This window comes from Stutzerimonas sp. C6.4V (assembly GCF_058536345.1).
On record NZ_JBZUBM010000002.1, the window covers coordinates 644,442 to 669,472 of the forward strand.

General features: G+C 59.9%; 24 protein-coding genes. 8 read left to right on the plus strand and 16 right to left on the minus strand.

Features of this window, described 5'->3' with window-relative positions; translation table 11 throughout:
* Nucleotides 1–58 precede the first annotated feature (58 nt).
* Genes yidC through rpmH form a run of 4 tightly spaced genes read right to left on the minus strand, consistent with a single transcriptional unit; the run spans nucleotide 59 to nucleotide 2,523 of the window.
* Entirely contained in the window at nucleotides 59–1,735 is a 1,677-nt protein-coding gene (gene yidC, locus AC4LFW_RS18880; RefSeq protein WP_491821046.1) for a membrane protein insertase YidC, read from the minus strand.
* Between the two features lie 2 nt (nucleotides 1,736–1,737).
* Nucleotides 1,738–1,983: a membrane protein insertion efficiency factor YidD gene (gene yidD, locus AC4LFW_RS18885; RefSeq protein WP_491821048.1), complete on the minus strand. Its 246-nt coding sequence runs from the start codon at nucleotides 1,981–1,983 to the stop codon at nucleotides 1,738–1,740.
* Nucleotides 1,976–2,371, minus strand: a complete 396-nt coding sequence (gene rnpA, locus AC4LFW_RS18890) for a ribonuclease P protein component (RefSeq protein ID WP_491821050.1) — start codon at nucleotides 2,369–2,371, stop codon at nucleotides 1,976–1,978. The genes yidD and rnpA overlap by 8 nt, the downstream gene beginning before the upstream one ends.
* A 17-nt stretch (nucleotides 2,372–2,388) precedes the next feature.
* Nucleotides 2,389–2,523, minus strand: coding sequence for a 50S ribosomal protein L34 (gene rpmH / locus AC4LFW_RS18895; protein WP_019340723.1), 135 nt, complete (start codon nucleotides 2,521–2,523; stop codon nucleotides 2,389–2,391).
* A gap of 510 nt (nucleotides 2,524–3,033) precedes the next feature.
* On the opposite strand from rpmH, the gene dnaA reads away from it, so the two are divergent.
* The 5 genes from dnaA to ahpF all read left to right on the plus strand — a co-directional run bounded on the left by dnaA (nucleotide 3,034) and on the right by ahpF (nucleotide 11,034).
* Entirely contained in the window at nucleotides 3,034–4,482 is a 1,449-nt protein-coding gene (gene dnaA, locus AC4LFW_RS18900; RefSeq protein ID WP_491821053.1) for a chromosomal replication initiator protein DnaA, read from the plus strand.
* Nucleotides 4,483–4,522: 40 nt separating this feature from the next.
* Nucleotides 4,523–5,626, plus strand: a complete 1,104-nt coding sequence (dnaN, locus tag AC4LFW_RS18905) for a DNA polymerase III subunit beta (protein WP_491821055.1) — start codon at nucleotides 4,523–4,525, stop codon at nucleotides 5,624–5,626.
* Between the two features lie 10 nt (nucleotides 5,627–5,636).
* Complete coding sequence (recF, locus tag AC4LFW_RS18910; RefSeq protein WP_491821057.1) at nucleotides 5,637–6,749, plus strand: DNA replication/repair protein RecF; 1,113 nt, start codon at nucleotides 5,637–5,639, stop codon at nucleotides 6,747–6,749.
* Nucleotides 6,746–9,160 (plus strand): DNA topoisomerase (ATP-hydrolyzing) subunit B, encoded by a 2,415-nt coding sequence (gene gyrB, locus AC4LFW_RS18915; protein WP_491821059.1) that lies wholly within the window; start codon nucleotides 6,746–6,748, stop codon nucleotides 9,158–9,160. The genes recF and gyrB overlap by 4 nt, the downstream gene beginning before the upstream one ends.
* A 308-nt stretch (nucleotides 9,161–9,468) precedes the next feature.
* Nucleotides 9,469–11,034 carry an alkyl hydroperoxide reductase subunit F gene (gene ahpF, locus AC4LFW_RS18920; protein WP_491821060.1) on the plus strand — a complete coding sequence of 522 codons (1,566 nt, stop codon included), beginning with the start codon at nucleotides 9,469–9,471 and terminating at the stop codon, nucleotides 11,032–11,034.
* A gap of 68 nt (nucleotides 11,035–11,102) precedes the next feature.
* Here the strand turns inward: ahpF and AC4LFW_RS18925 are convergent, their stop codons facing one another.
* The 4 genes from AC4LFW_RS18925 to glyQ are packed head-to-tail and all read right to left on the minus strand — an operon-like array spanning nucleotide 11,103 to nucleotide 15,382.
* Nucleotides 11,103–11,840: a lysophospholipid acyltransferase family protein gene (locus AC4LFW_RS18925; protein WP_491821062.1), complete on the minus strand. Its 738-nt coding sequence runs from the start codon at nucleotides 11,838–11,840 to the stop codon at nucleotides 11,103–11,105.
* Nucleotides 11,837–12,379 (minus strand): D-glycero-beta-D-manno-heptose 1,7-bisphosphate 7-phosphatase, encoded by a 543-nt coding sequence (gene gmhB / locus AC4LFW_RS18930; RefSeq protein WP_491821064.1) that lies wholly within the window; start codon nucleotides 12,377–12,379, stop codon nucleotides 11,837–11,839. Before gmhB ends, AC4LFW_RS18925 begins: the two co-directional genes overlap by 4 nt.
* 4 nt (nucleotides 12,380–12,383) lie before the next feature.
* Nucleotides 12,384–14,438: a glycine--tRNA ligase subunit beta gene (glyS, locus tag AC4LFW_RS18935; protein ID WP_491821065.1), complete on the minus strand. Its 2,055-nt coding sequence runs from the start codon at nucleotides 14,436–14,438 to the stop codon at nucleotides 12,384–12,386.
* Nucleotides 14,435–15,382 (minus strand): glycine--tRNA ligase subunit alpha, encoded by a 948-nt coding sequence (gene glyQ, locus AC4LFW_RS18940; protein ID WP_491821066.1) that lies wholly within the window; start codon nucleotides 15,380–15,382, stop codon nucleotides 14,435–14,437. The genes glyS and glyQ overlap by 4 nt, the downstream gene beginning before the upstream one ends.
* A gap of 129 nt (nucleotides 15,383–15,511) precedes the next feature.
* On the opposite strand from glyQ, the gene AC4LFW_RS18945 reads away from it, so the two are divergent.
* From AC4LFW_RS18945 to AC4LFW_RS18955, 3 genes are all read left to right on the plus strand, one after another.
* A complete protein-coding gene (locus AC4LFW_RS18945) occupies nucleotides 15,512–16,072 on the plus strand; it encodes a DNA-3-methyladenine glycosylase I (protein ID WP_491821067.1) in 561 nt (186 codons plus the stop codon).
* An 82-nt stretch (nucleotides 16,073–16,154) separates the two neighbouring features.
* The gene (locus AC4LFW_RS18950; protein WP_491821068.1) at nucleotides 16,155–17,042 is read left to right on the plus strand and encodes a lysophospholipid acyltransferase; all 888 of its coding nucleotides are present in this window, start codon (nucleotides 16,155–16,157) and stop codon (nucleotides 17,040–17,042) included.
* A gap of 32 nt (nucleotides 17,043–17,074) precedes the next feature.
* Nucleotides 17,075–17,350 (plus strand): PilZ domain-containing protein, encoded by a 276-nt coding sequence (locus AC4LFW_RS18955; RefSeq protein ID WP_491821069.1) that lies wholly within the window; start codon nucleotides 17,075–17,077, stop codon nucleotides 17,348–17,350.
* 17 nt (nucleotides 17,351–17,367) lie between these two features.
* Here the strand turns inward: AC4LFW_RS18955 and AC4LFW_RS18960 are convergent, their stop codons facing one another.
* The 8 genes from AC4LFW_RS18960 to fmt all read right to left on the minus strand — a co-directional run bounded on the left by AC4LFW_RS18960 (nucleotide 17,368) and on the right by fmt (nucleotide 25,027).
* Nucleotides 17,368–17,685, minus strand: a complete 318-nt coding sequence (locus AC4LFW_RS18960; protein ID WP_491821070.1) for a tetratricopeptide repeat protein — start codon at nucleotides 17,683–17,685, stop codon at nucleotides 17,368–17,370.
* A 61-nt stretch (nucleotides 17,686–17,746) separates the two neighbouring features.
* Nucleotides 17,747–18,577: an ectoine/hydroxyectoine ABC transporter ATP-binding protein EhuA gene (gene ehuA, locus AC4LFW_RS18965; protein WP_491821071.1), complete on the minus strand. Its 831-nt coding sequence runs from the start codon at nucleotides 18,575–18,577 to the stop codon at nucleotides 17,747–17,749.
* Complete coding sequence (ehuD, locus tag AC4LFW_RS18970; RefSeq protein WP_491821072.1) at nucleotides 18,574–19,233, minus strand: ectoine/hydroxyectoine ABC transporter permease subunit EhuD; 660 nt, start codon at nucleotides 19,231–19,233, stop codon at nucleotides 18,574–18,576. The genes ehuA and ehuD overlap by 4 nt, the downstream gene beginning before the upstream one ends.
* Nucleotides 19,230–19,889: an ectoine/hydroxyectoine ABC transporter permease subunit EhuC gene (ehuC, locus tag AC4LFW_RS18975; RefSeq protein ID WP_491821073.1), complete on the minus strand. Its 660-nt coding sequence runs from the start codon at nucleotides 19,887–19,889 to the stop codon at nucleotides 19,230–19,232. Before ehuC ends, ehuD begins: the two co-directional genes overlap by 4 nt.
* Nucleotides 19,890–20,124: 235 nt before the next feature.
* The gene (ehuB, locus tag AC4LFW_RS18980; RefSeq protein WP_491821074.1) at nucleotides 20,125–20,979 is read right to left on the minus strand and encodes an ectoine/hydroxyectoine ABC transporter substrate-binding protein EhuB; all 855 of its coding nucleotides are present in this window, start codon (nucleotides 20,977–20,979) and stop codon (nucleotides 20,125–20,127) included.
* A 330-nt stretch (nucleotides 20,980–21,309) separates the two neighbouring features.
* Nucleotides 21,310–22,683: a Trk system potassium transporter TrkA gene (gene trkA / locus AC4LFW_RS18985; protein ID WP_491821075.1), complete on the minus strand. Its 1,374-nt coding sequence runs from the start codon at nucleotides 22,681–22,683 to the stop codon at nucleotides 21,310–21,312.
* Nucleotides 22,684–22,754: 71 nt separating this feature from the next.
* Nucleotides 22,755–24,077, minus strand: coding sequence for a 16S rRNA (cytosine(967)-C(5))-methyltransferase RsmB (gene rsmB / locus AC4LFW_RS18990; protein WP_491822187.1), 1,323 nt, complete (start codon nucleotides 24,075–24,077; stop codon nucleotides 22,755–22,757).
* Nucleotides 24,078–24,082: 5 nt separating this feature from the next.
* The gene (gene fmt / locus AC4LFW_RS18995) at nucleotides 24,083–25,027 is read right to left on the minus strand and encodes a methionyl-tRNA formyltransferase (RefSeq protein WP_491821076.1); all 945 of its coding nucleotides are present in this window, start codon (nucleotides 25,025–25,027) and stop codon (nucleotides 24,083–24,085) included.
* Nucleotides 25,028–25,031: the final 4 nt, after the last annotated feature.

The following is a 25,031-nucleotide window of genomic DNA, read 5'->3' on the forward strand; positions in this document are numbered from 1 at the left end:
CTCCCTGGAGTGAATGCAAAACGCCCCAATCAAGGGGCGTTCTGTTTACGTCTACGGATCAGGTCGCGTTTGCGGTCTGTGCCGTGATCTTGCGGGTAATGTACCACTGCTGCGCGATCGACAAGCAGTTGTTGACCACCCAGTACAGCACCAGACCTGCCGGGAACCAGAGGAAGAAGAAGGTAAAGATGATCGGCAACAGCTTCATCACCTTCGCTTGCATCGGGTCCGGAGGCGTAGGGTTCAATTGCTGCTGAATGAACATGGTCAAGCCCATGATGATCGGCAGGATAAAGAACGGATCCTTGATCGACAGGTCGGTGATCCAGAACATCCAAGGCGCCTGGCGCATCTCAACGCTTTCCAGCAATACCCAGTAGAGCGCTAGGAAGACCGGCATCTGTACCAGGATGGGAAGGCACCCACCTAGCGGATTGATCTTTTCCTTCTTGTACAACTCCATCATTGCCTGGGACATTTTCTGGCGGTCATCGCCGAACTGTTCCTTGAGCGCCTGCATCTTGGGCGAGACGGCCCGCATGCGTGCCATGGATTTATAGCTGGCCGCTGACAGCGGGAAGAACGCCAGTTTGATGATGACGGTCAACGCAATGATCGACCAACCCCAGTTGCCCAATAGTGCATGAATGTTCTGAAGCAGCCAGAAGATAGGCTGGGCAATGAACCAGAGAATGCCGTAATCAACGGTCAGGCGCAGGCCGGGAGAAAGTTCTTCCAGCTGATCCTGGCTTTTCGGGCCGGCGTATAGCGTGGCGGACGTCTCGCCCTGGCTACCTGGCGCAACGGTCACAGCAGGTCCGGTGAAGCCAATGATGTAGTTGCCCTGGCTGTCCTTGCGAGTTTGCACCTGGTTGGTCTGGTCGGGCTGTGGAATCCAGGCTGTGACAAAGTAGTGCTGCAGCCAGGCAATCCAGCCCCCCTCTACGGTTTTCTTGAGGCTCTTATCGTCCATGTCACCCATGGACACCTTGGTATAGGGCTCGTCCTTGGTCCAGAGCGCAGCACCCAGATAGGTAGCTGTTCCGGTTGCAGTGCTCGAAGACGGGTCCTTGCTGTCATCACGTTTCAGCTGGCCGAACATGTGTCCAGTCCAGGGCTCTTCGCTCTGATTGTCTATCAGGTAACGCACGCCAAGGTCATAGTCGCCGCGCTGGAAGATGAAACGCTTGGTGTAAATGACCCCGCCTTCGCTGTGTTTCAGGTCGACTACCAGCTGGTCCTGGCCTTCGGCCAGCTGATATTGCTGCTGCTCGCTGCTGTACAGAGGCCGGCCGCTTGCCTTGTCCGGGCCGTCGCCGATCAGTCCGCTTTGCGCTTCATAGGTCCGCTCACCGCTGCGCTCGAACAGCTGGAATGGAACGTCCGGACGATCCTGCCGACGCGGAAACTGTGGCAGGCGCAGGTCGACCACATCCCCACCTCTGGGGTCGATGGCAAGATCCAGAACGTCGGTACGGACCCTGATCAGCCGCGAACTCGCCTGTTCTTCAGGCAATGCACTGGCTTGGGCTCCTTCGACCGCGGGAATGTCGGCTGCTGCGCCATTCGTGTTGTTCACGGTTGCTGGCGTATCGGGAATCTGGGCAGCCGAAGATTGCTCCAGGCGTGTTTCGTCGGGGATGGCAGCCTGTCCGTAGTCCTGGTTCCACTGCAATACCATCAGGTAGGCAACGACTGCCAGGGCGACAAGCAGGATCGAGCGTTTGATATCCATGGTTACTCGGTCATCGAAGATGAATTGGTGGGGGTGTTGGAAGGCACGGGATCATAGCCGCCCGGATTCCATGGATGGCAACGGCCAAGTCTACGCAGACTCAGCCAGCCACCTCGCAGCAAGCCATGATTTTCGATGGCTTCTTGTGCGTAGCAGGAGCAACTGGGATAGAAACGACAATGACTGGCCATCATTGGGCTGATGGCATAGCGATAGAGTCGAATCGGAATCAGCGCCAGATTACGCATGGGCTGCGTTGCTCGGTTCCTGACGGTTACCGGGTTGGATAGGCGTACGAGACAGCCGTCTCCAGAGTTTGGCGAACTGTTTTGCCAATTCGGGATTATCCAGGTCAGCCAATCCCTTGCGTGCGATAACCACGATGTCCCACCCCGTCAGTTCCGCCTGGTGCAGACGAAAGGTTTCACGCAATTGTCGCTTGATACGGTTGCGTTCTACCGAAAGCTTGACGCTCTTCTTGCCAATCACCAATCCGATGCGGGGATGTGGCAATTCATTTTCGCGCACCAGGAGCAGGACGTTCCTGCCGGGAAACTTTCCGGAAGGGGAGTCGAAGACTGCCTTGAACTGGCTCGGGGTCAGCAGTCGCTTTTCCCGACCGAAGTCTCGACTCACTACCTGTTCCGACGTATTCAGACTGCCAGGCGCTTACGACCTTTGGCACGACGGCGCGACAGGACGGCGCGGCCGTTCTTGGTAGCCATACGGGCACGAAAACCGTGGGTGCGAGCGCGCTTGAGGGTGCTGGGTTGGAAAGTACGTTTCATGGTGCGGTACCTGGTGATCCATTGCGGGCCGGAATGGCCCCCTTTTAAGAGACCGGCGATTGTAGAGAAGCCGCGACGCCAGGTCAATTTCCAACCAGCTTCTATGAATGAGCAAATAGAAATATAGAAGAAAGATAAAGCTCTTCTTAAAGTAACGCTTATAGATGGTGGCAAGCGATCTTGTGGATAAGCTCCTGTAGGCCTCGCCGTTGATGCGTTTCACTGTTCCTGAAGTCTCTGGGAAAGCGGTGTGGCTGCCGTGGTTAACCGGCTGATAGCCTGTGCACAAATCGATAAGTTATCCACAGCGCAAGATTGGACCGGTTTATTGACAGCCTTATCCGCATAGCTGAATGTCTGTTATCCACAGGGCTCAGGGTTAAGCCCGGTGATTATAGGTGGCAGCCAATGCGAATCTTTCCTTGGAGGCTGGCTATCCGCTGTGGATAACCGCACTTCCAAGGGATACAATGGCGCCCGTTTGCAGCTCGACAGCGTCTAGGAGATTCCGTGTCGGTGGAACTTTGGCAGCAGTGCATTGACCTCTTGCGAGACGAACTGCCCGCCCAGCAATTCAACACCTGGATCCGCCCGCTTCAGGTCGAAGCCGACGGTGACGAGCTGCGTGTCTATGCACCCAACAGGTTCGTCCTCGATTGGGTAAATGAAAAATACTTGTCACGGTTGCTGGAATTGCTCTCCGAGCGGTCGACCGGGCCCGCTCCCGCGCTGTCACTGTTGATAGGGAGCAAACGCACTGCCGCTGCGGCACTGCCTTCCGCTTCCCTGGCGCGCAGCCAACAGCAGGCGATGCCACAGTCCCGTCCGGTATCCGAGACGGCTTCGACACCGGTGGCCCCTGTTGCACCCGAACCTGCCCCGGCTCCAGCGCCAGCCCGCACAGAGCGTACTGTCCAGGTCGAGGGGGGGCTCAAGCACACGAGTTACCTCAATCGCACCTTTACCTTTGAAAATTTTGTCGAAGGCAAATCGAACCAGCTTGCCCGCGCCGCGGCATGGCAGGTGGCTGACAACCCCAAGCATGGTTACAACCCGCTATTTCTTTACGGGGGCGTCGGTCTCGGAAAGACTCACCTCATGCATGCGGTGGGTAACCATTTATTGAAGAAAAACCCCAATGCCAAGGTCGTGTACCTCCATTCGGAGCGATTCGTCGCAGACATGGTCAAGGCCTTGCAGCTGAACGCTATCAATGAATTCAAGCGTTTCTACCGTTCCGTAGATGCCCTGCTGATTGACGATATCCAGTTCTTTGCCAAGAAGGAGCGTTCGCAGGAAGAGTTCTTCCATACTTTCAATGCCTTGCTTGAGGGCGGACAGCAGGTGATTCTCACCAGTGATCGGTATCCCAAGGAAATCGATGGCCTGGAGGAGCGCTTGAAGTCCCGGTTCGGCTGGGGACTCACCGTAGCCGTCGAGCCGCCCGAGCTGGAAACGCGTGTGGCGATCCTGATGAAGAAAGCCGATCAAGCCAACGTCGATCTTCCCCATGACGCGGCCTTCTTCATTGCGCAACGGATACGCTCCAATGTTCGTGAGCTTGAAGGCGCGCTCAAGCGTGTGATTGCCCATGCTCACTTCATGGGGCGCGACATCACCATCGAGTTGATTCGCGAGTCCTTGAAGGATCTGCTGGCACTCCAGGATAAGTTGGTCAGTGTCGACAATATCCAGCGGACCGTGGCCGAGTATTACAAGATCAAGATTTCCGATTTGCTGTCAAAACGGCGGTCGCGATCTGTGGCCAGGCCACGTCAGGTGGCGATGGCGCTTTCCAAGGAATTGACCAACCATAGCTTGCCGGAAATCGGCGATGCGTTTGGCGGGCGGGACCACACGACAGTGCTTCATGCCTGTCGTAAAATTGCCGAGCTTCGCGAGTTGGACGCCGATATCCGCGAGGACTACAAAAACCTGCTGCGCACATTGACTACCTGAAGAAACGATTGCGGCCAATTAATAGGCAAGGGACCAGACCATGCATTTCACTATTCAGCGCGAAGCCCTGTTGAAACCTCTGCAGCTGGTCGCCGGCGTTGTCGAACGGCGGCAGACCTTACCAGTGCTGTCCAACGTGTTGCTGGTTGTCCTGGACAACCAGCTTTCCTTGACAGGTACTGATCTTGAGGTCGAGCTGGTCGGACGTGTAACGCTTGAGGACGCGTGTGAGCCTGGCGAAATCACCGTGCCTGCACGCAAGCTGATGGATATCTGCAAGAGCCTGCAGCCAGACGCCTTGATCAGCATTCGTCTCGATGACCAGAAGGTCGTGATCAAGGCCGGCCGCAGTCGGTTTTCCCTGTCCACCTTGCCTGCCAATGATTTCCCTACGGTCGAAGAAGGCCCGGGGTCGCTGAGCTTCAGCGTCAATCAGGGCAAGATGCGCCGCCTGATCGAGCGCAGCAGTTTTGCCATGGCGCAGCAGGACGTCCGCTACTATTTGAATGGCATGCTCATCGAAGTATCCAGTGGTATGTTGCGCGCCGTGGCCACCGATGGGCACCGCCTGGCGATGTGCTCCATGCAGGCCGGTATCGACCAGCCGGACCGTCATCAGGTGATAGTGCCACGTAAGGGTATTCTCGAGTTGGCGCGCCTGCTTACCGATCAGGACGGCGATGTGAGCATCGTACTGGGTCAGCATCACATACGCGCCACCACTGGCGAGTTTACCTTCACCTCGAAACTGGTTGATGGCAAGTTTCCGGACTATGAGCGGGTCCTGCCTCGTGGCGGCGACAAGCTGGTTGTCGGCGAGCGCCAAACGCTGCGTGAAGCCTTCAGTCGTACGGCTATTCTTTCCAACGAAAAGTACCGTGGCATTCGCCTCCAGTTGGAAAGCGGCCTGTTGAAAATCCAGGCTAACAACCCTGAGCAGGAAGAGGCAGAAGAAGAAGTTGCGGTCGAGTATTCAGGTGGCCCGCTGGAGATTGGTTTCAATGTCAGCTATCTGCTCGACGTGTTGGGCGTAATGACCACAGACCAGGTTCGATTGATTCTGTCGGACGCTAACAGCAGTGCGCTGGTGCAGGAATTTGATAATGACGATTCGGCTTACGTTGTCATGCCGATGCGTTTGTAATCTCTACTGAATGTCCCTGAGTCGCATTTCCGTCACCGGGGTGCGCAATTTGCAACCGGTGACGTTGACCCCCTCCCCCCGCATCAACATCCTCTCCGGCGATAACGGCAGCGGAAAAACAAGCCTTCTCGAAGCCATTCATCTCTTGGGGATGGCCCGGTCCTTTCGCAGCACGCGCCTTAACCCAGTTATCACCCATGATCTTGCCAGCTGCACCGTCTTTGGCCAGGTAGTGCTCGAAGATAGGCAAACCAGTGCGCTTGGCATTGCTCGTGATCGTTCAGGGGATGTCAGGATCCGCATCGACGGGCAGAGCGTGAAGAGCACTGCGCAACTGGCGGATGCGCTTCCCTTGCAGCTGATCAATCCTGACAGTTTCCGGTTGCTTGAAGGCGCACCTAAACTGCGAAGACAGTTTCTTGATTGGGGCGTGTTCCACGTGGAACGGCGCTTTTTGAGCGCCTGGCAGCGGCTACAACAGGCGCTCAGGCAACGGAACTCCTGGCTGCGCCATGGTACACTGGACGCCGCTTCGCAAGCGGCTTGGAGCCGCGAATTGACGCTTGCCAGCGACGATATCGACCGCTACCGGCGCGACTATATTCTGCAGCTAAAACCCGTCTTCGAGCACACCCTGGCATCGCTTCTGGGTATCGATGGTTTCCAATTGAGCTATTACCGTGGGTGGGACAAGGAACGTGAATTAGCAGATGTGTTGGCCGCTACGATCGAACGGGATCGAGCCATGGGCCACACCCAGGCCGGCCCCCAGAGAGCTGATCTTCGTTTACGCATTGCAGGACACAATGCCGCCGAAGTCCTGTCACGCGGGCAACAGAAGTTAGTTGTCTGCGCGTTGCGTATCGCACAAGGGCATCTGGTTAGTGAAGCCAAGCGCGGACAGTGTATTTATCTGGTTGACGATCTTCCGTCGGAGCTGGATGACCATCACCGACTGGCACTTTGTCGGTTGTTGGAGCAATTGAATTGCCAGGTATTCATCACCTGTGTTGATTCGAACATGTTGAAAGCAGGCTGGCGTGACGACACGCCGGTCTCAATGTTTCACGTGGAACATGGAGCGATAGCCCAGGTCCACGGCCCCTCGGGAGTGAAGGCATGAGTGAAAACCACACGTACGACTCGTCTAGTATCAAGGTACTGAAAGGCCTCGATGCGGTACGTAAGCGCCCCGGCATGTACATTGGCGACACCGACGACGGCACCGGGCTACACCACATGGTGTTCGAGGTGGTCGATAACTCCATCGACGAAGCCTTGGCCGGGCATTGCAGCGATATCAGCATTACGATTCATCTGGATGAATCCATCAGCGTCCGAGACAATGGCCGTGGCATACCGGTAGACATCCACGAGGAAGGGGTGTCCGCGGCGGAGGTCATCATGACCGTTCTGCACGCAGGCGGTAAGTTCGATGACAACTCGTACAAGGTCTCAGGCGGCCTGCACGGGGTTGGTGTGTCGGTTGTTAACGCCTTGTCAGAGGAACTGATACTCACGATCCGCCGCGAAGGCAGGGTCTGGGAGCAGACTTATCGCCATGGCGTACCTCAGGCGCCACTGGCTCCCATCGGCGAAACCACTGATTCAGGCACTGAGATCCATTTCAAGCCGTCGGCCGAAACCTTCCAGAACATCCACTTCAGTTGGGACATTCTCGCCAAGCGTCTGCGCGAGCTGTCGTTCCTGAATTCAGGTGTGGGTATCGTGTTGCGTGACGAGCGCAACGCAAAGGAAGAACTATTCAAATACGAAGGTGGACTCAGTGCGTTCGTCGCGTATTTGAATACCAACAAGACAGCCGTTAACGAGGTGTTCCATTTCAACGTCCAGCGGGACGATGGTGTAGGCGTCGAGGTCGCTCTGCAGTGGAACGATAGTTTCAACGAGAATCTGTTGTGCTTCACCAACAACATTCCCCAGCGTGACGGCGGTACGCACCTGGCGGGCTTTCGCTCGGCTTTGACCCGAAACCTGAATAACTATATCGAGCAGGAAGGCCTGGCGAAGAAGCACAAGGTTGCGACTACTGGGGATGACGCCCGCGAAGGCCTCACTGCAATCATTTCAGTCAAGGTGCCGGACCCAAAGTTCAGTTCGCAGACCAAGGACAAGCTTGTTTCGTCCGAAGTGAAAACTGCGGTTGAACAGGAGATGGGCAAACACTTCGCTGATTTTCTGCTTGAGCATCCCAACGAGGCCAAGGCTGTTGTCGGCAAGATGATCGATGCCGCTAGAGCCCGCGAAGCTGCCCGTAAAGCGCGGGAAATGACCCGTCGCAAGGGCGCGTTGGACATTGCCGGGCTTCCCGGGAAACTTGCTGACTGCCAGGAGAAAGACCCTGCTCTCTCCGAACTTTACATTGTGGAGGGTGACTCTGCGGGTGGGTCTGCGAAGCAGGGACGAAACCGCAGGACTCAAGCCATCCTGCCGCTCAAGGGCAAGATCCTGAACGTCGAGAAGGCTCGCTTCGACAAGATGATTTCCTCACAGGAAGTCGGCACGCTTATCACTGCGCTCGGTTGCGGTATTGGCCGTGAAGAGTACAACATCGACAAACTGCGCTATCACAACATCATCATCATGACCGATGCGGACGTTGACGGTTCGCATATCCGGACCTTGCTTCTTACGTTCTTCTTCCGCCAGTTGCCAGAGCTGATTGAGCGCGGTTACGTCTATATCGCACAGCCTCCGCTTTATAAGGTAAAGCGCGGTAAGCAGGAGCAGTACATCAAGGATGACGAGGCGATGGATGAGTATCTCACTCAGTCGGCACTTGAGGATGCCAGCCTGCACGTCAACGAACATGCACCTGGCCTGTCGGGTGAAGCGCTAGAGCGACTGGTTAACGACTACAGAACCGTGATGAAGACCTTGCAGCGATTGTCGCGCCTGTATCCACAGGAACTGACCGAGCACTTCATCTATCTGCCTCGGGTCACTGTCGAGCAACTGGGCGACCATGCGGCCATGCAGGCCTGGCTGGAACCATACGCAGCCTTGCTCAAAGGAGTTGAACGCTCCGGATTGGCCTACAAGGCGAGCCTGCGTGAAGACAAGGAGCGCAATCTATGGCTACCGGAAGTCGAGATCGTGTCCCACGGACTCGCCAGTTACATCACATTCAATCGGGATTTCTTCGGCAGCAATGATTACAAGACCGTAACGGTACTGGGCGACAAGTTGAATAGCCTTCTCGAAGAAGGTGCCTATGTCCAGCGCGGTGAGCGCAAGAAGCCAGTCACGACCTTCAAGCAGGCTCTGGATTGGCTGATGGCCGAGGGAACCCGACGTCACAGCGTCCAGCGGTATAAGGGGCTCGGTGAGATGAACCCTGACCAGCTTTGGGAAACCACCATGGACCCGGCGGTTCGACGAATGCTCAAGGTCACTATCGAGGACGCGATTGGCGCCGATCAGATCTTCAACACCCTGATGGGCGACGCTGTAGAACCCCGGAGAGACTTTATCGAGTCCAACGCGTTGGCGGTATCCAATCTGGACTTCTAAGGCGCGCGGTTTCTCTGCAGCTCTGTTGAATCAAACTGCCCTGGCTTTATGCCGGGGCTTTTTTTTGAAGGGTTGTTCCGACCTCTAGGCCTGTCGAGTCGAGGATTCTGTTTGCCCTACCTGACAGCAAATCAACCTGACGGGTTGTTGTTCCACGTGGAACACCGAGCAGGGCGATAGCTTTCCTGCATGGCTATGGAACGGATATTCAATTTTCGCTAAGCCCCTTCAGCCCGTAAGCTTTCTTTCATCAAGACTTCTCGGCTTCCGGTTCCTTCGATGGAGCCTTACCAACTACGGGGTATCCAATGCTCGACACCAATCTCAAAGCGCAACTGAAAACCTACCTGGAAAAGGTCACCCAGCCGTTCGAGATCGTGGCGTCCCTCGGTGACGGCGCCAAGTCCCAGGAAATGCTCGCCCTGCTGGAAGAGATCACCAGCCTGAGCGACAAGATCACCCTGCGCACCGATGGCAACGACGTTCGCAAGCCATCGTTCGCACTCAACCGCATCGGCGGTGACATCAGCCTGCGTTTCGCCGGTATCCCGATGGGCCACGAATTCACCTCGCTGGTCCTGGCCCTGCTGCAGGTTGGCGGCCATCCATCGAAGACCGCACCGGAGGTCATTGAACAGATCAAGAACCTTGATGGCGAATACAACTTCGAGACCTATTTCTCGCTGTCCTGTCAGAACTGCCCGGACGTGGTCCAGGCGCTGAACCTGATGGCGGTGCTCAACCCGAACATCCGCCACGTCGCCATCGACGGTGCGCTGTTCCAGGAAGAGGTCACGGTACGGCAGGTCATGTCCGTGCCGAGCATCTACCTCAATGGCGAGCTGTTCGGCCAGGGCCGCATGGGCGAAGAGGAGATCCTCGCCAAGCTTGATACCGGCGCCTCGGCGCGTGATGCCGAGAAGCTCAGCGCCAAGGATGCCTTCGACGTGCTCGTGGTCGGCGGCGGCCCGGCCGGCGCGGCTGCGGCGATCTATGCGGCGCGCAAGGGCATCCGTACCGGCGTCGCGGCAGAGCGCTTCGGGGGTCAGGTGCTGGACACCATGGCCATCGAGAACTTCATCTCGGTCAACGAGACCGAAGGCCCGAAACTGGCCCGTGCGCTGGAAAATCACGTGCGCGAGTACGAAGTCGACATCATGAACCTGCAGCGCGCGGCTCAGTTGATCCCAGCGACGAGCGCAGGCGGCCTGCATGAGATCAAGCTGGAGAATGGCGGCTCGCTGAAGGCCAAGACGCTGATTCTCGCGACCGGCGCGCGCTGGAGGGAAATGAACGTACCCGGCGAGCAGGAATACCGCGGCCGTGGCGTTGCCTACTGCCCGCACTGCGACGGTCCGCTGTTCAAGGGCAAGCGCGTGGCGGTTATCGGTGGCGGCAACTCGGGTGTCGAAGCGGCCATCGACCTGGCCGGTATCGTCGCCCAGGTCACGCTGCTTGAATTCGACAGCCAGCTGCGTGCCGATGCCGTACTGCAGAAGAAGCTCCACAGCCTGCCGAACGTCACCGTGATCACCAGTGCCCTGACCAGTGAAGTCCTGGGTGATGGCCAGAAAGTCACCGGCCTGACCTACAAGGACCGCAACTCCAGCGAGTTCCACGAGCTGGAGCTGGAAGGCATCTTCGTTCAGATCGGCCTGCTGCCGAACTCCGACTGGCTGAAGGGCACGGTAGAGCTGACCTCACGCGGCGAGATCATCGTCGACGCGCGCGGCGAGACCTCCCTGCCGGGCATCTTCGCTGCCGGTGACGTCACGACGGTGCCGTACAAGCAGATCGTCATTGCCATTGGGGAAGGCGCCAAGGCCTCGCTGAGCGCCTTCGACCACCTGATCCGCAGCTCCGTCGAAAGCTAAAGCGGGTATGCAAAAAAGAAGGGGAGCAGATCAGGTCTGCTCCCCTTCTTTGTGCTTCTTTCAGCTGGTCAGACGCTGGTTTCCAACTGCCTGACCTGAGTGTTGATCCAGTCCTCAGCGCGCTGGTTGAGTTCCGCCACGGCGCGCGGACCTTCACTCTCGGCCCGCATAGCCGGACCAATGACCACACTGATGGTGCCAGGCCGCTTGCCCCACCCCGCCTTGGGCCAGAAGCTTCCTGCATTGTGTGCGATAGGTAGAACCGGAAGGTCAGCGTTCACTGCCAGCGCAGCACCACTGCGGGAGAACTTGCCAGTTTCGCCCACAGGTACCCGGGTTCCCTCGGGGAAGATCAGCACCCAGGCACCCTGATCAAGCCGCTCCTGGCCTTGCTTGGCCACCTGGCGCAACGCCGCCTTGGGGTTTTCCCGATCGATGGCGATGGGCTTGAGCAGCATGATGGCCCAGCCAAAGAACGGCACGTACAAAAGCTCCCGTTTGAGCACCTGGGTCAAGGGCTCGAAGTACGCCGAGAGAAAAAAGGTCTCCCAGGTACTCTGATGCTTGGACAGGATCACGCACGGCCTCTCGGGAATGTTCTCCTGGCCGGTGACCTCATAACGCAGGCCGATGACAGACTTGGCCAGCCATACGGCACTGCGGCACCAGGTCTGGACGACGAACCGGTAGCGCGTACGAAACGACATGAAAGGGGCGCATACCAGGCTGACGAGGCACCAGGCAAAGGCTGTCAACGCCAGGAGCAGGTAGAACAGCGTGATCCTCAGGGGGAGCAAGGCGTTCATCGTGCCCCTCCGAGAAGGTGATCAGTCAGCGCTGCCAGACTGTCAAAAACCTCGGTTCCGGCTGGTAGTGTCCCCTCCAGCGTGCGTATGCCCTTGCCCGTCCTGACCAGATAGGGATCTCCCCCCAGGGAGACGCCCGCCTGCAGGTCGCGCAGACTATCACCCACCACCGGCACGCCCTTGAGGTCTGCCAGATGGAAATGTTCAGCGACCTTGTGAAAGAGCCCCGGCAGCGGCTTGCGGCAATCGCATCCGTCGTCAGGGCCATGCGGGCAATGTACGATCAGATCGATGCGACCGCCCTCTTCCATTACCAGTTGCTGCATCTTGAAGTGCATGTCGTCCAGGGCAGCCTTGTCGAACAGCCCGCGCGCCAAGCCGGACTGGTTGGTAGCGACTGCTACCGTCCAGCCGGCCTTGAACAGACGGGCAATTGCGTCCAGCGAACCCGGTATCGGAATCCACTCGCCAGCGCTCTTCACGAAGGCATCGGAGTCTTCGTTGATCACGCCGTCGCGGTCCAACACGATGAGTTTCACCGGCTTAGCCAAGTGCGGAAATATCGGCAACGCCAAGGAACAGTCCTCTCAACCGGGCAAGCAAGGCATAGCGGTTGGCACGCACCGAAGCATCTTCGGCATTGACCAGTACCGCCTCGAAGAAAGCATCCACCGGACCGCGCAAATGAGCCAGACGCTCCAGCGCCTCACGATACTGACGCGAAGCGGCCAACGGCTGCACGGCCTGTTCGGCCTGCTGCAACGCCGAATGCAGCGAGAACTCGGTGGCGTTGTCGAAATAACGTGGTTCGACCGTTGGCGGCAACTTCGCTTCGAACTTGCTCAACAGGTTCGATACACGCTTGTTGGCCGCAGCCAGCGCAGCGGCTTCCGGCAGGTTGCGGAAAGCCTGCACCGCCTGCACCCGCTGATCGAAATCCAGCGCCGAACCTGGCTGGACGGCACGCACAGCCAGGTAGGAGGCAACCTCGATGCCTTCGTCTTCGTAGCGAGCGCGTAGACGATCGAAGATGAACTCCAGCACCTGGCTGGACAGGCCGGCCGGCTCGATCTGGGTTCCGAACTGGCCAATCGCGAAATTGACCGCCTGCACCAGATCCAGGTCGAGTTGTTTCTCGATCAGGATGCGCAGGATGCCAAGCGCGGCACGACGCAACGCATAAGGGTCCTTGCTGCCGGTGGGCAGCATGCCGATACCGAAGATACCGACCAGTGTGTCGAGCTTGTCCGCCACCGCCAGGATGGAACCGGTTTGAGTGTCCGGCAGTTCGGCTCCGGCACCACGTGGCATGTACTGCTCGTTCAGCGCCAAGGCGACGTCGGTTGGCTCGCCGTCGTTCAATGCGTAGTAATAGCCAGCGATGCCCTGCATCTCGGGGAATTCACCGACCATTTCGGTGGCCAGGTCGCACTTGCTCAACAGACCGGCACGGGCCGCCCATTGCGGGTTGCCCTCGGTGCGTTCGGCAATGAAGGCTGCCAGTCTCGAAACCCGCATAGCCTTGTCGTAGACGGTACCCAGCTGAGCCTGGAATACGACATTCTTCAACCGCTCGTTAAAGCTTTCCAGCGACTGCTTCTTGTCCTGCTTGAAGAAGAATTCGGCATCCGTCAGTCGCGGCCGTACCACTTTTTCATTGCCCGAGACGATCTGCGACGGGTCCTTGGATTCGATATTGGCGACGGTAATGAAGCGTGGCAGGAGTTTGCCGTTGGCATCCAGCAGACAGAAATACTTCTGGTTGTCCTGCATGGTGGTGATCAAAGCTTCCTGAGGGACTTCGAGGAAGCGCTCCTCGAAGGAGCACACCAGCGGAACCGGCCATTCGACCAGTGCAGTCACCTCGTCCAGCAGGGCAGGCGGTACGATGGCGCTGCCATTCTGTTCGCTGGCGAGCTGCTCGACACGCTTGGCGATCAGCTCGCGACGCTCGGCGAAGTCGGCGATTACATGGACGGCACGCAAGTCATCCAGATAGCTGGTGGGCTTGGAGATACGCACCGGGGATGGATGATGGAAGCGATGACCGCGCGACTCACGACCGGCCTGCTGGGCAAGGATGCTGCAGTCGATGACCTGGTCGCCAAACAGCATGACCAGCCACTGAGTCGGGCGCACGAACTCTTCCTTACGTGCGGCCCAGCGCATGCGCTTGGGAATCGGCAGGTCGTTCAGCGAGCTCTCGACGATTCCCGGCAACAGGGTGGCTGTCTGTTCGCCGGGGATGGTCCGGCTGTATCTGAGCTTGGGGCCGCTGCGGTCGATCTCTGCCAGATCTACCCCACATTTGCGGGCGAAGCCCAGCGCTGCCTGGGTCGGCTCACCTTCGGCATCGAAGGCTGCCTGAAGCGGTGGGCCGTCGAGGTTGATGCTGCGGTCTGGCTGTTCGGTCTCCAGCCGCTCAACCAGAACGGCCAGTCTGCGCGGTGCAGCGAAGGCCTGAACCCGGGCATGTAGTAGCCCGGCTTCCTTCAGGCCCTTTTCGATACCCGTGCGAAACGCTTCGGACAATTTGCCGAGCGCCTTGGGTGGGAGCTCTTCGGTGCCAAGTTCGACCAGGAAATCCATTGCACTCATTCTGCTGCCTCCAGCTTGGCCAATACTTCGTCGCGCAGGTCAGGGGTGGCCATGGGGAAGCCGAGTCGGGCGCGGGCCTGCAGGTAGCTCTGCGCGACATCGCGGGCCAGTGCGCGGACACGCAGGATGTACTGTTGCCGTGCGGTAACCGAGATGGCCCGGCGCGCATCCAGCAAGTTGAAGGTATGTGACGCCTTGAGCACCATTTCGTAAGTCGGCAGCGGCAGTTCGAGTTTGATCAGACGGTTGGCCTCCGCCTCGTAGAAATCGAACAGCTCGAACAGCTTGTCGACGTTGGCGTGCTCGAAGTTGTAGGTCGATTGCTCTACCTCGTTCTGATGGAACACATCGCCATAGGTGACGGTACCGAAGGGGCCGTCGGTCCAGATCAGGTCGTAGACCGAATCGACGCCCTGCAGGTACATGGCCAGCCGTTCCAGGCCATAGGTGATTTCGCCGGTGACCGGATAGCACTCGATGCCACCGACCTGCTGGAAGTAGGTGAACTGGGTGACTTCCATGCCGTTGAGCCAGATCTCCCAGCCCAGTCCCCATGCGCCCAGTGTCGGCGACTCCCAGTTGTCCTCGACGAAGCGGATATCGTGCACCAGGGGGTCGATGCCGATGGCCTTGAGCGAGCCGAGGTACAGCTCCTGGAAATTCTCCGGGTTGGGCTTGAGTACTACCTGGAACTGGTAGTAGTGCTGCAGGCGGTTGGGGTTCTCGCCATACCGACCATCGGCCGGACGACGTGAAGGCTGAACGTAGGCGGCGTTCCAGGTTTCCGGTCCGATGGAACGCAGAAACGTTGCAGTGTGGAATGTACCGGCGCCCACTTCCATGTCATAGGGTTGCAGAACCACGCAACCCTGCTCCGCCCAATAGCTTTGCAGGGCGAGGATCAGGTCTTGGAAGGTGCGCGCGGCAGGCGTAGGCTGGGTCAAAATTTCACCTGTGCTGGCTTCGACAGAAAGCCCCGGAGTATACCCGATTACAGGTCCCGCCCGGCGCCGGCCCCGGCTTTCCGGTGGGGCTTTCAAAGCCGTTTCGGCCCGATCAAGGATTACCCATAGATGCCACGTTGTGCCTGGTGCAGCGATGACCCGCTCTACATCAAATACCACGACGTCGAATGGGGCGTGCCGACGCGTGACGCGCAGGTACTGTTCGAGTTTCTGATCCTCGAGGGTGCCCAGGCAGGGCTGTCATGGATCACGGTACTGCGCAAACGCGAATGTTACCGTGAGGTGCTCTTCGGTTTCGACCCGCAGCGTCTGGCACGCATGAGCGATGCCGAAATCGACGAACGCATGCTCGACCCCGGCATCATTCGCAACCGCCGCAAGCTTGAGGCTGCACGGCGCAACGCCCAGCGCTGGCTTGAACTCGAAGACCCATCTGCCTGGTTGTGGTCGTTCGTCGGTGGAGAGCCAAAGATCAACCATTTCGAGTCGAGCAGTCAGGTACCGGCCGTGACCGCGGAAGCCGAAGCCATGAGCCGCGCGTTGAAAAAGGCGGGTTTCAGCTTTGTCGGACCCACCATCTGTTATGCCTTCATGCAGGCGTGCGGATTGGTCATGGACCACACCACCGATTGCGAGCGCTATGTTGCCCTTGCGCTGACCGGGCGATGACAGCGCCCTTCCCTCTTCTAGCTGGCGGGAGTCCGTCGGCGGAAGCAGTTACACTACCCGCTTTGATTTTCGGGAGAGAGGCTTGGACACGTTCAAGGGTGCGCTGATCGTCGGCTTCCTGCGTCTGTTCGCCATGCTGCCCTGGCGAGCCGTGCAGGGGCTCGGGGCGCTGATCGGCTGGCTGATGTACAAACTGCCCAACCGTTCGCGCGAGGTTGCCCGGACCAACCTGGGCAAATGTTTCCCCGAACTGGACGCTGCCGCACGGGATGAACTGCTGGGCCGGAGCCTGCAGCAGATCGGCAAGACCTTTACCGAAAGCGCCTGCGCCTGGATCTGGCCCGCGGACAAGACGCTGCGGCTGGTCAAGGAAGTCGAGGGCCTTGAGGTCCTGGCGCAGGCCCTGGCATCGGGCAAGGGCGTGGTCGGCATCACCAGCCACCTGGGCAACTGGGAAGTGCTCAACCACTTCTATTGTGCCCAGTGCAAGCCGATCATTTTCTACCGTCCGCCAAAGCTCAAGGCGGTTAACGATCTCCTGCAGCGACAGCGTGTTCAGCTGGGCAACAAGGTGGCGCCCTCGACCCGCGAAGGCATCATTAGCGTGATCAAGGAGGTGCGTCGTGGTGGTGCCGTTGGGATCCCGGCCGACCCCGAACCCAGTGAGGGTGCCGGCGTGTTCGTGCCCTTCCTCGGTACCCAGGCGCTGACGAGCAAGTTCGTGCCAGGCATGCTCACCGGTGGAAAGGCGGTCGGCGTGTTCCTCCATGCGTTGCGCCTGGAGGATGGTTCAGGCTACAAAGTGATCCTCGAGGCTGCCCCGTCCGCCATGTATGACGAAGATGTCGAGGTCGCGGTCGCCGCCATGAGCAGCGTGATCGAACGGTACGTCCGAACCTGGCCAAGCCAGTACATGTGGACGATGAAGCGTTTCAAGAAGCGTCCGGCCGGCGAACCTCGCTGGTACTAGCACACCCAAAAACGACAGGGACAGGGAACGTTATGGCAAACCCGAACCAGCGATTGCATCCGCGCGCGCCCATGAAGTGCCGCATCCGTATCAGCCATGACTCCTTTGGCGAGGTCTTGGGGCAGACTCGCGATCTCTCCGACAGCGGCGTCTACGTCAAGCATCCACAACTGACAGAGCTGCAGCCCGGAACGGTCGTCAGCGGCCAGGTGCAGGATCTGCCAATCGCAGCGCCCGTGCTTGAAATGGAAGTGATGCGTGTCGATGTCGAGGGTGCCGGTCTGCGTTTCGTTCTGGAGGACGAGTAGCTGCGTCGCCTCGTTTCCTACGGCTGACGGGCCTTGTCCAGTTTGCGCAGAAATACGGTCATTTCCTTTTCGGCCTGCTTGTCGCCGCGTGTCTGTGCGGCGATCAGCCCCTGGTTCCAGGCCTGACGCGCCCCGTCCGGATTGCCTGTCGCCTGCAATGCCTTGCCAAGGAGCTTCCAGGCGGCCGAATACGTCGGGTCCTGTTCGACGCAGCGCTGCAGATGCACTGCTGCAGCGGCGGCATCACCGGCGTCCAGATAGCCTTTGCCGAGACCGAAGCGCAGCATGGCGTTGTCCATGCCCTTGGCCAGCATCTTTTCCAGCGATTCCAGCATTTAGTTTCCTCTTTCAGTGAAGCCGGAGGTCTGGCCGACCGGCCCGGCGTTCAGATTGCCTTTAATGGGCTTGTGTCACTGCGCTGAGAAATTCCTGGGTACGCGTTCTCTGCGGGTTGTCGAACAGCGCCTCTGGCGTCCCCTGTTCATGGATACGGCCTTCGTTGAAGAAGCATACGCGGTCGGCGAATTCCCGTGCGAAGCCCATTTGGTGAGTCACCATCAGCATGGTCAGATTGTGGGCGTCCCCAAGCCGGCGAATCACGTTGAGCACTTCGCCGCACAGCTCCGGGTCGAGCGCCGAGGTTACTTCGTCGAACAGCATGACCTTCGGCCGCATGGCCATGGCACGGGCTATCGCCACCCGCTGCTGCTGACCGCCGGAAAGCTGCGAAGGGTAATGATCGAGCTTGTCTTCCAGGCCAACCATGACCAGCAGTTCCTCGGCACGGTCACGCGCCTCGGCCTTGGACAGGCCCAGCACCTGCACCGGGGCTTCCATCACGTTCTGGCGTGTGCTCATGTGCGGGAACAGGTTGAAACTCTGGAACACCATGCCCACCTTGCCGCGAACATGACGCAAGTGGCGGGCGTTGGCGCGGACCAGTTCGCCGTGACTGCCAGGCATGTGCGTCAGCGGCTCCCCATCGACCATGATTACTCCCTCGTCGATCTGCTCCAGCGTCATCAGCGCCCGCAGCAGGGTCGATTTGCCCGAACCGCTGGGACCGATGATCGCAACCTTCTCGCCGTTGCGAACGTCCAGATCCAGGTGGTTGAGCACCGTCAACTCTCCGTAGTGTTTGCTGACGTCACGGAACTGCACCATCAGGTCCGCTTCACCGGTATCGGTCGCTGGGTTGGGATTGTCGGCAGGCATGGACAGGTTCATCGGGCTAGCTCCATACGGTTTTCCAGACGGCGCACGAACCAGGCGAGGCCAAGACTGAGAATGAGAAAGAACAGGCCGACCATGGTGATCGGCTCCAGGTAGCGGAAATGCTCTGAGCCGATGTTCTTGGCCCGCTGCATGATTTCCACCACGGTGATGGCGGACAGCACCGGAGTGTCCTTGAGCATCGAGATCAGGTAGTTGCCCAGTGCCGGCAGGATCGGCCGCAGGGCCTGCGGCAGGATCACCTTGCGATAGGCGGTGAGGGGTTTCATGTTCAGCGCAGTGACAGCCTCCCACTGGGCCCGCGGCACGGCATCGAGCCCGGCGCGGTACACCTCGGCGGTATAGCAGGCGTAATGCAGCGCGATGCCGAGGATGCCGGCCTGCAGGGCACTGAGGTTCAGGCCATAGTTGGGCAGGACGAAGAACAGGAAATAGACCTGAATTAGCAGCGGCGTGCTGCGGATGAATTCGATGAGCCCGGTCATCGGCCAGGAGAGCCAGCGATGCCGGCTGCGACGTCCCACGGCCAGGAACAGCCCGAGCACGATGGCGATGGCGAAGCCCGCGATGGTGATGCCGATGGTCTTCAGCGAGGCATCCAGCAGCCTCGGCAGGATGTCCCAGGCGAATTGCCAGTCGAAGAAATTCATGACAGCCCTCCCCGCATCCGTCCGCGGGCGAGCCGGCGTTCGAGGGTTCGCATGCCGAAGTTGATGATCTGTGCGAGGACGAAATACATCACCAGCGCCAGGCCAAAGATCTCCATGGTCATCAGCGTCGCCTGGTCCAACTGGCGGGCGCGAAAGGCCAGGTCGGACAGGGTGATCAGCGATACCAGCGAAGTGTTCTTCAGCAACTCGATGAGCAGGTTCGTGCCCGGCGGGATGGCGGCCAGCAGCGCCTGGGGCAGGATCACCCGGCGCAAACGCTGCCAGGCCGTCATGTTCAGCGCCTGGCAGGCCTCGTACTGCCCTTCATGGACCGAGCGGATGGCGCCGCGCAACACTTCCGCGCCATAGGCACCGATATTCAGCCCGAGACCGATCACCGCCACCTGAAATGCACTCATGGCGATGTTGAACGGTGGCATCGGCAGTACAAAGTATAGCCAGAACAGCTGGACCAGCAGCGAGCTGCCGCGAAACAGCTCGATATAGACGATGGCCAGCCAGCGCAGGGGGGCGATGGGTGATATCCGCCCGAACGCGGCAATCAGGGCGGCGGCGATCGCCAGCAGGGAACCGAAGAAAGTGACCTGTACGGTCACCCAGGCGCCTTGCAGCATGAGGGGAAGAAGTTCGTTCATTGTGATGTTTCCGGTTGGTTCCCAGGGCATCGGAGCTGCAATTGCAGTCTGGCGGTGAGAACCTTCACGCATGAAGGCGGGATAGATGTCAGCGGCAGGATCTGACAGACGGTGGGCACGCCACCCATCGCCCGGCCCGTCGCGTTGCAACGTTGGCTCCGGGGGCTGGAAGCGAGAACAGAACGGGTCATGGCGGGTGGCGCGGTGCGATCAAGCCGTTCCGCGCCGTCTCCAATCAAGCGCTGCAGAGCTCCTCGGCAGTCTTGTCAGTGATGTTGGAACGATCGAAGCCAAAGGGCTCGACGGTCTTCAGGTGCTCCTCGCTGCCCAGCCACTTCTTCAGCTCGGCGTTGACTGCATCACGCAACGCTTTGTCCTGCGGGCGGAACGCCAGGGCGCCGTAGCCGGTGTTGGCCGGATCGTCCTTGAAGTCGGATGTGGCTTCGACCTGATCGCCGGCCTTTTCGGCCAGGCCCCTCATGGTCAGCTGAGTGCCGACTGCCGCATCGGCGCGGCCTGTACGGACGGCCTGCAGCTGAGATGTCGTGTCAGGCACCTGGACGATCTGCGAATCCTTGATGCCGGCCTTACGGGCGTAATTGAGATTGACGGTGCCGGACATGATGGCCAGTTTTGCCGATTCATCCTTGGCAATGTCTTCGTAGCTGCGTAGTTGCTTGGGGTTGCCGGCCTTGACCAGGAGGGTGTCCTGCAACTGGTAGTGCGGATCGGTGAACAGCACCTGCTTGCAGCGTTCAGGTGTGATGTACATGCCTGCGGCGATAAGGTCGAAGCGGCTGGCGCGCAGGCCGGGAATTAGCGAACCCCACTCGGTGAGGACGGGCTTGATGGTCTTGATGCCCATTTGCTGAAAGATCTTTTCGACGATTTCAGGAGACTCGCCGGTGACGCTGCCATCAGTGGCGGTGTAAGCGAAGGGTGTTTCGTTGGCATATCCGATGCGGACGCTGCTGCTGCTTTTGATGTCGTCCAGGGTATCGGCCTGGGTCAGGCTGCTGACCGTTACGCTCGCCATGGCGGTGCAACCGATCAGTAGCCGGGCGATGGGTGAGATGCTGAAGTTCCTCATGGTGTCTCTCCTGTTTCCTTTGAAATCCGCAACGCGGATCATTAGCGCTAGGAGGCTATGGCCAGGGGTAACGCAGTCAGACATGTCTCGCGATGATGGTGCCTCGGTTGTTTTTCTGGCCATCACCGCCGGCTATTCGCAGCGTTTTGCTGGTGGTCGCCGTCTGGTGCCGTTTCCGAGCATACAAAAGCTGAGCGTCTAACGGAAATCTAGAGCCCATTTGAGGCGAATGGTTTCGATTCGGAAGCGATCGATCGCAGTCTCATTCGCCGGCTCGAAACGCGCCCTGCTGGAGGCTGGCAGGGCGCCAGAGAGCCGCAAGGCGGGCGATCAGAAAAAGGTGAGGCCAGCCTGGAATAGCCGCTCGACATCCCGGATATGGCGCTTGTCCACAAGAAACAGGATGACGTGGTCGCCGGACTCGATCACGGTGTTGTCGTGGGCAATCAGCACTTCTTCGTCGCGGATGATCGCACCGATGGTAGTTCCGGCTGGCAATGCGATCTTGCCGATGGCTCGGCCAACCACCTTGCTCGAACGCGGATCGCCGTGCGCAATGACCTCGATCGCCTCGGCTGCACCACGGCGCAAGGAGTGGGCGCTAACGATATCCCCGCGGCGCACGTGGGTGAGCAGGGTGCCGATGGTGGCCAGCTGCGGGCTGATGGCGATATCGATCTCGCCGCCCTGGACCAGATCGACATAGGCCGGGTTGTTGATGATGCACATCACCTTGCGTGCGCCGAGGCGCTTGGCCAGCAGCGACGACATGATGTTGGCCTCGTCGTCGTTGGTCAGTGCCAGGAAGACATCCGCATCGTTGATGTTCTCCTCCACCAGCAGGTCGCGATCCGAGGCGCTGCCCTGCAGGATGATGGCGCTGTCCAGCGTGTCGGAGAGGTAGCGGCAGCGTGCCGGGTTCATCTCGATGATCTTGACCTGGTAGCGGCTCTCGATGGCTTCGGCCAGGCGCTCGCCGATGTGGCCGCCGCCCGCGATGACGATGCGCTTGTAGTTGTCATCCAGCCGCCGCATCTCGCTCATCACCGCACGGATATGGCCGCGCGCCGCGATGAAGAACACCTCGTCATCCGCTTCGATAACCGTATCGCCTTGCGGCAGGATCGCCTGGTTGCGGCGGAAGATAGCCGCGACGCGCGTATCGACGTTGGGCATGTGCTTGCGGATCTGGCGCAGCTCCTGGCCCACCAGCGGTCCACCGTAGTAGGCCCGCACTGCGACCAGCTGCGCCTTGCCACCGGCGAAGTCGATCACCTGCAGCGAGCCGGGGTGTTCGATCAGGCGCTTGATGTAGTTGGTCACCACTTGCTCGGGGCTGATCAGCACGTCGACCGGAATCGCCTCGTTGCTGAACAGACCGGAGCGGGTCAGGTAAACCGATTCACGAACCCGGGCGATCTTGGTCGGCGTGTGGAACAGGGTATAGGCGACCTGGCACGCGACCATGTTGGTTTCGTCGCTGTTGGTCACCGCGACCAGCATGTCGGCGTCATCCGCACCCGCCTGGCGCAGCACCGTGGGGAACGAACCGCGGCCAACCACGGTGCGGATGTCCAGCCGATCGCCCAGATCGCGCAGGCGATCGGCGTCGGTGTCGACCACCGTGATGTCGTTGGCTTCGCTGGCGAGATTTTCGGCAAGCGTACCGCCCACCTGCCCTGCGCCGAGAATGATGATCTTCACGCGATCGCTCCTGAAAGGCGGGCTATGACCGCCGCAGCATGGGTTGTCGAGACGCTGGCGTCCGGCTCACCTTAAGAAGGTCGGCCATTGGGTTGGGCCGCGATTTTTATCAATTTGGCGTAATAAAAGCCATCTTGGCCATTGTCCTGAGGCAGCAGCTGGCGTCCATGCGGCTGTTCGACGCCGAAACCCCGGGGTAGGTCCAGTTCACGTGCGCCCGGCGTGCGTGCGAGGAAGGCTTCGATCACCTCGCGGTTTTCGGTGGGCAACACGGAACAGGTGGCATACAGCAGGATTCCGCCCACCGCCAGGGTCGGCCACAGCGCGTCGAGCATCTCGCCCTGCAGCGTCGCCAGCGGCGCGATGTCGTCGGCCTGGCGTGCCAGCTTGATGTCCGGGTGGCGGCGGATCACACCGGTGGCCGAGCACGGTGCGTCGAGCAGGATCCGCTGGAAGGGTTGGCCGTCCCACCAGACGTCGGTGGCTCGCGCATCGGCAGCCACCAGCCTGGCCTCGAGCTGCAAGCGGTTGAGGTTTTCCTGCACACGCTGCAAGCGTTTCGGTTCCAGGTCCAGGGCGACGACTTCAGCCAGGGCAGGCTCGCGTTCGAGGATGTGGCAGGTCTTGCCGCCCGGGGCGCAGCAGGCATCCAGCACGCGTTGGCCGGGCGCCAGATCCAGCAGGCCAGCGGCCAGCTGCGCCGCTTCGTCCTGCACGCTGACGCGACCCTCGGCAAAGCCCGGCAGCTGAGTGACGTCACAGGCCGAGGCGAGTCGAATGCCATCTCTGCTGTGGCTGCAGGGAAAGGCTTCGACGCCGGCGTCCTGCAGTTCCGCGAGATAGGTGTCGCGCTCGACCTGGCGATGATTGACCCGCAGCATCATCGGCGGATGCAGGTTGTTCGCCGTGCAGATGGCTTCCCACTGTTCCGGCCAATGAGTCTTCAGCGACTTCTGCAGCCAGCGCGGGTGGGCAAAGCGAATCACCGGATCGCGTTCGAGCTCGGCGAACAGCGCTTCGCCGTCACGCTGGGCGTTGCGCAGCACCGCGTTGAGCAAACCTTTCGCCCAGGGTTTCTTCAGCTTTTCCGCGCAGCCTACGGTTTCACCAATGGCCGCATGCGGCGGGATCCGGGTATGGAACAGCTGGTACAGGCCAACCAGCAGCAAGGCTTCGACGTCACGATCCGCTGCCTTGAATGGCTTCTGCAACAAGCGCTCGGCAAGGCCGGACAGACGCGGCTGCCAGCGGGCGGTGCCAAATGCCAGTTCCTGGGTCAGGCCGCGATCGCGAGCCTCCACCTTGGCGAGTACATCAGGCAGGCTGCTGTTCAGCGAGGCCTTGCCCGACAGCACCACGGCCAAGGCGCGGGCCGCGGCGAGACGCGGGTTCATCGACATTATTCGAATACCTTGCCGACGGCGAATTGTTCGCGGCGGCTGTTGATCACGTCCGCGACGCCAAGCGCCTTGCCGCCGGGGAGTTGCAGACGGGTGAGCGTCAGCGAACCCTCGCCACAGGCAACCGTCAGGCCGTCCTTGCCTGCCTCGATGATTTGGCCCGGCGCACCGCCCTGCCCTGTGGAAAAACGCGCGGCGTGTATTTTAACTGGGACGCCGTCGAGGCTGCCCTGGCATATCGGCCAGGGATTGAATGCCCGCACCAGCCGCTCAAGCTCTACCGCAGGTCGCTGCCAGTCGAGGCGTGCTTCGTCCTTGTTCAGCTTGTGGGCATAGGTAGCCAGGCTGTCGTCCTGGATTTCGCCTTTCAGCGTGCCGGCCTCCAGCGCCGATACAGCCTCGACCAAGGCATGCGAGCCGAGATCGGCCAGGCGGTCATGCAGGGTCCCCCCGGTATCGTCTCCGGTGATCGGCGTGCTGACCTTGAGCAGCATCGGCCCGGTATCGAGCCCCGCTTCCATTTGCATGACCGTCACACCGGACTCGCCATCGCCCGCTTCGATGGCCCGCTGGATCGGCGCTGCGCCACGCCAGCGCGGCAGCAACGAGGCGTGGCTGTTGATACAGCCCAGGCGCGGCATGTCCAGCACGGCCTGCGGCAGGATTAAACCGTAGGCGACCACCACCATCAGGTCAGCCTGCAAACCATCGAGCTCCGCCTGGGCAGCCGGGTCGCGGAGGGTCTGCGGTTGATACACCGGAATGTCATGCTGCAGCGCCAGCTGCTTGACGGGGCTGGGCATCAGTTTCTGGCCACGGCCTGCAGGACGATCCGGCTGCGTATACACCGCTACCACCTGACGCTTGACGTCGAGCAGGGCTTGTAGATGCTGAGCGGCGAATTCCGGCGTGCCGGCAAAGACGATGCGCATAGGAAGACTCATCGAT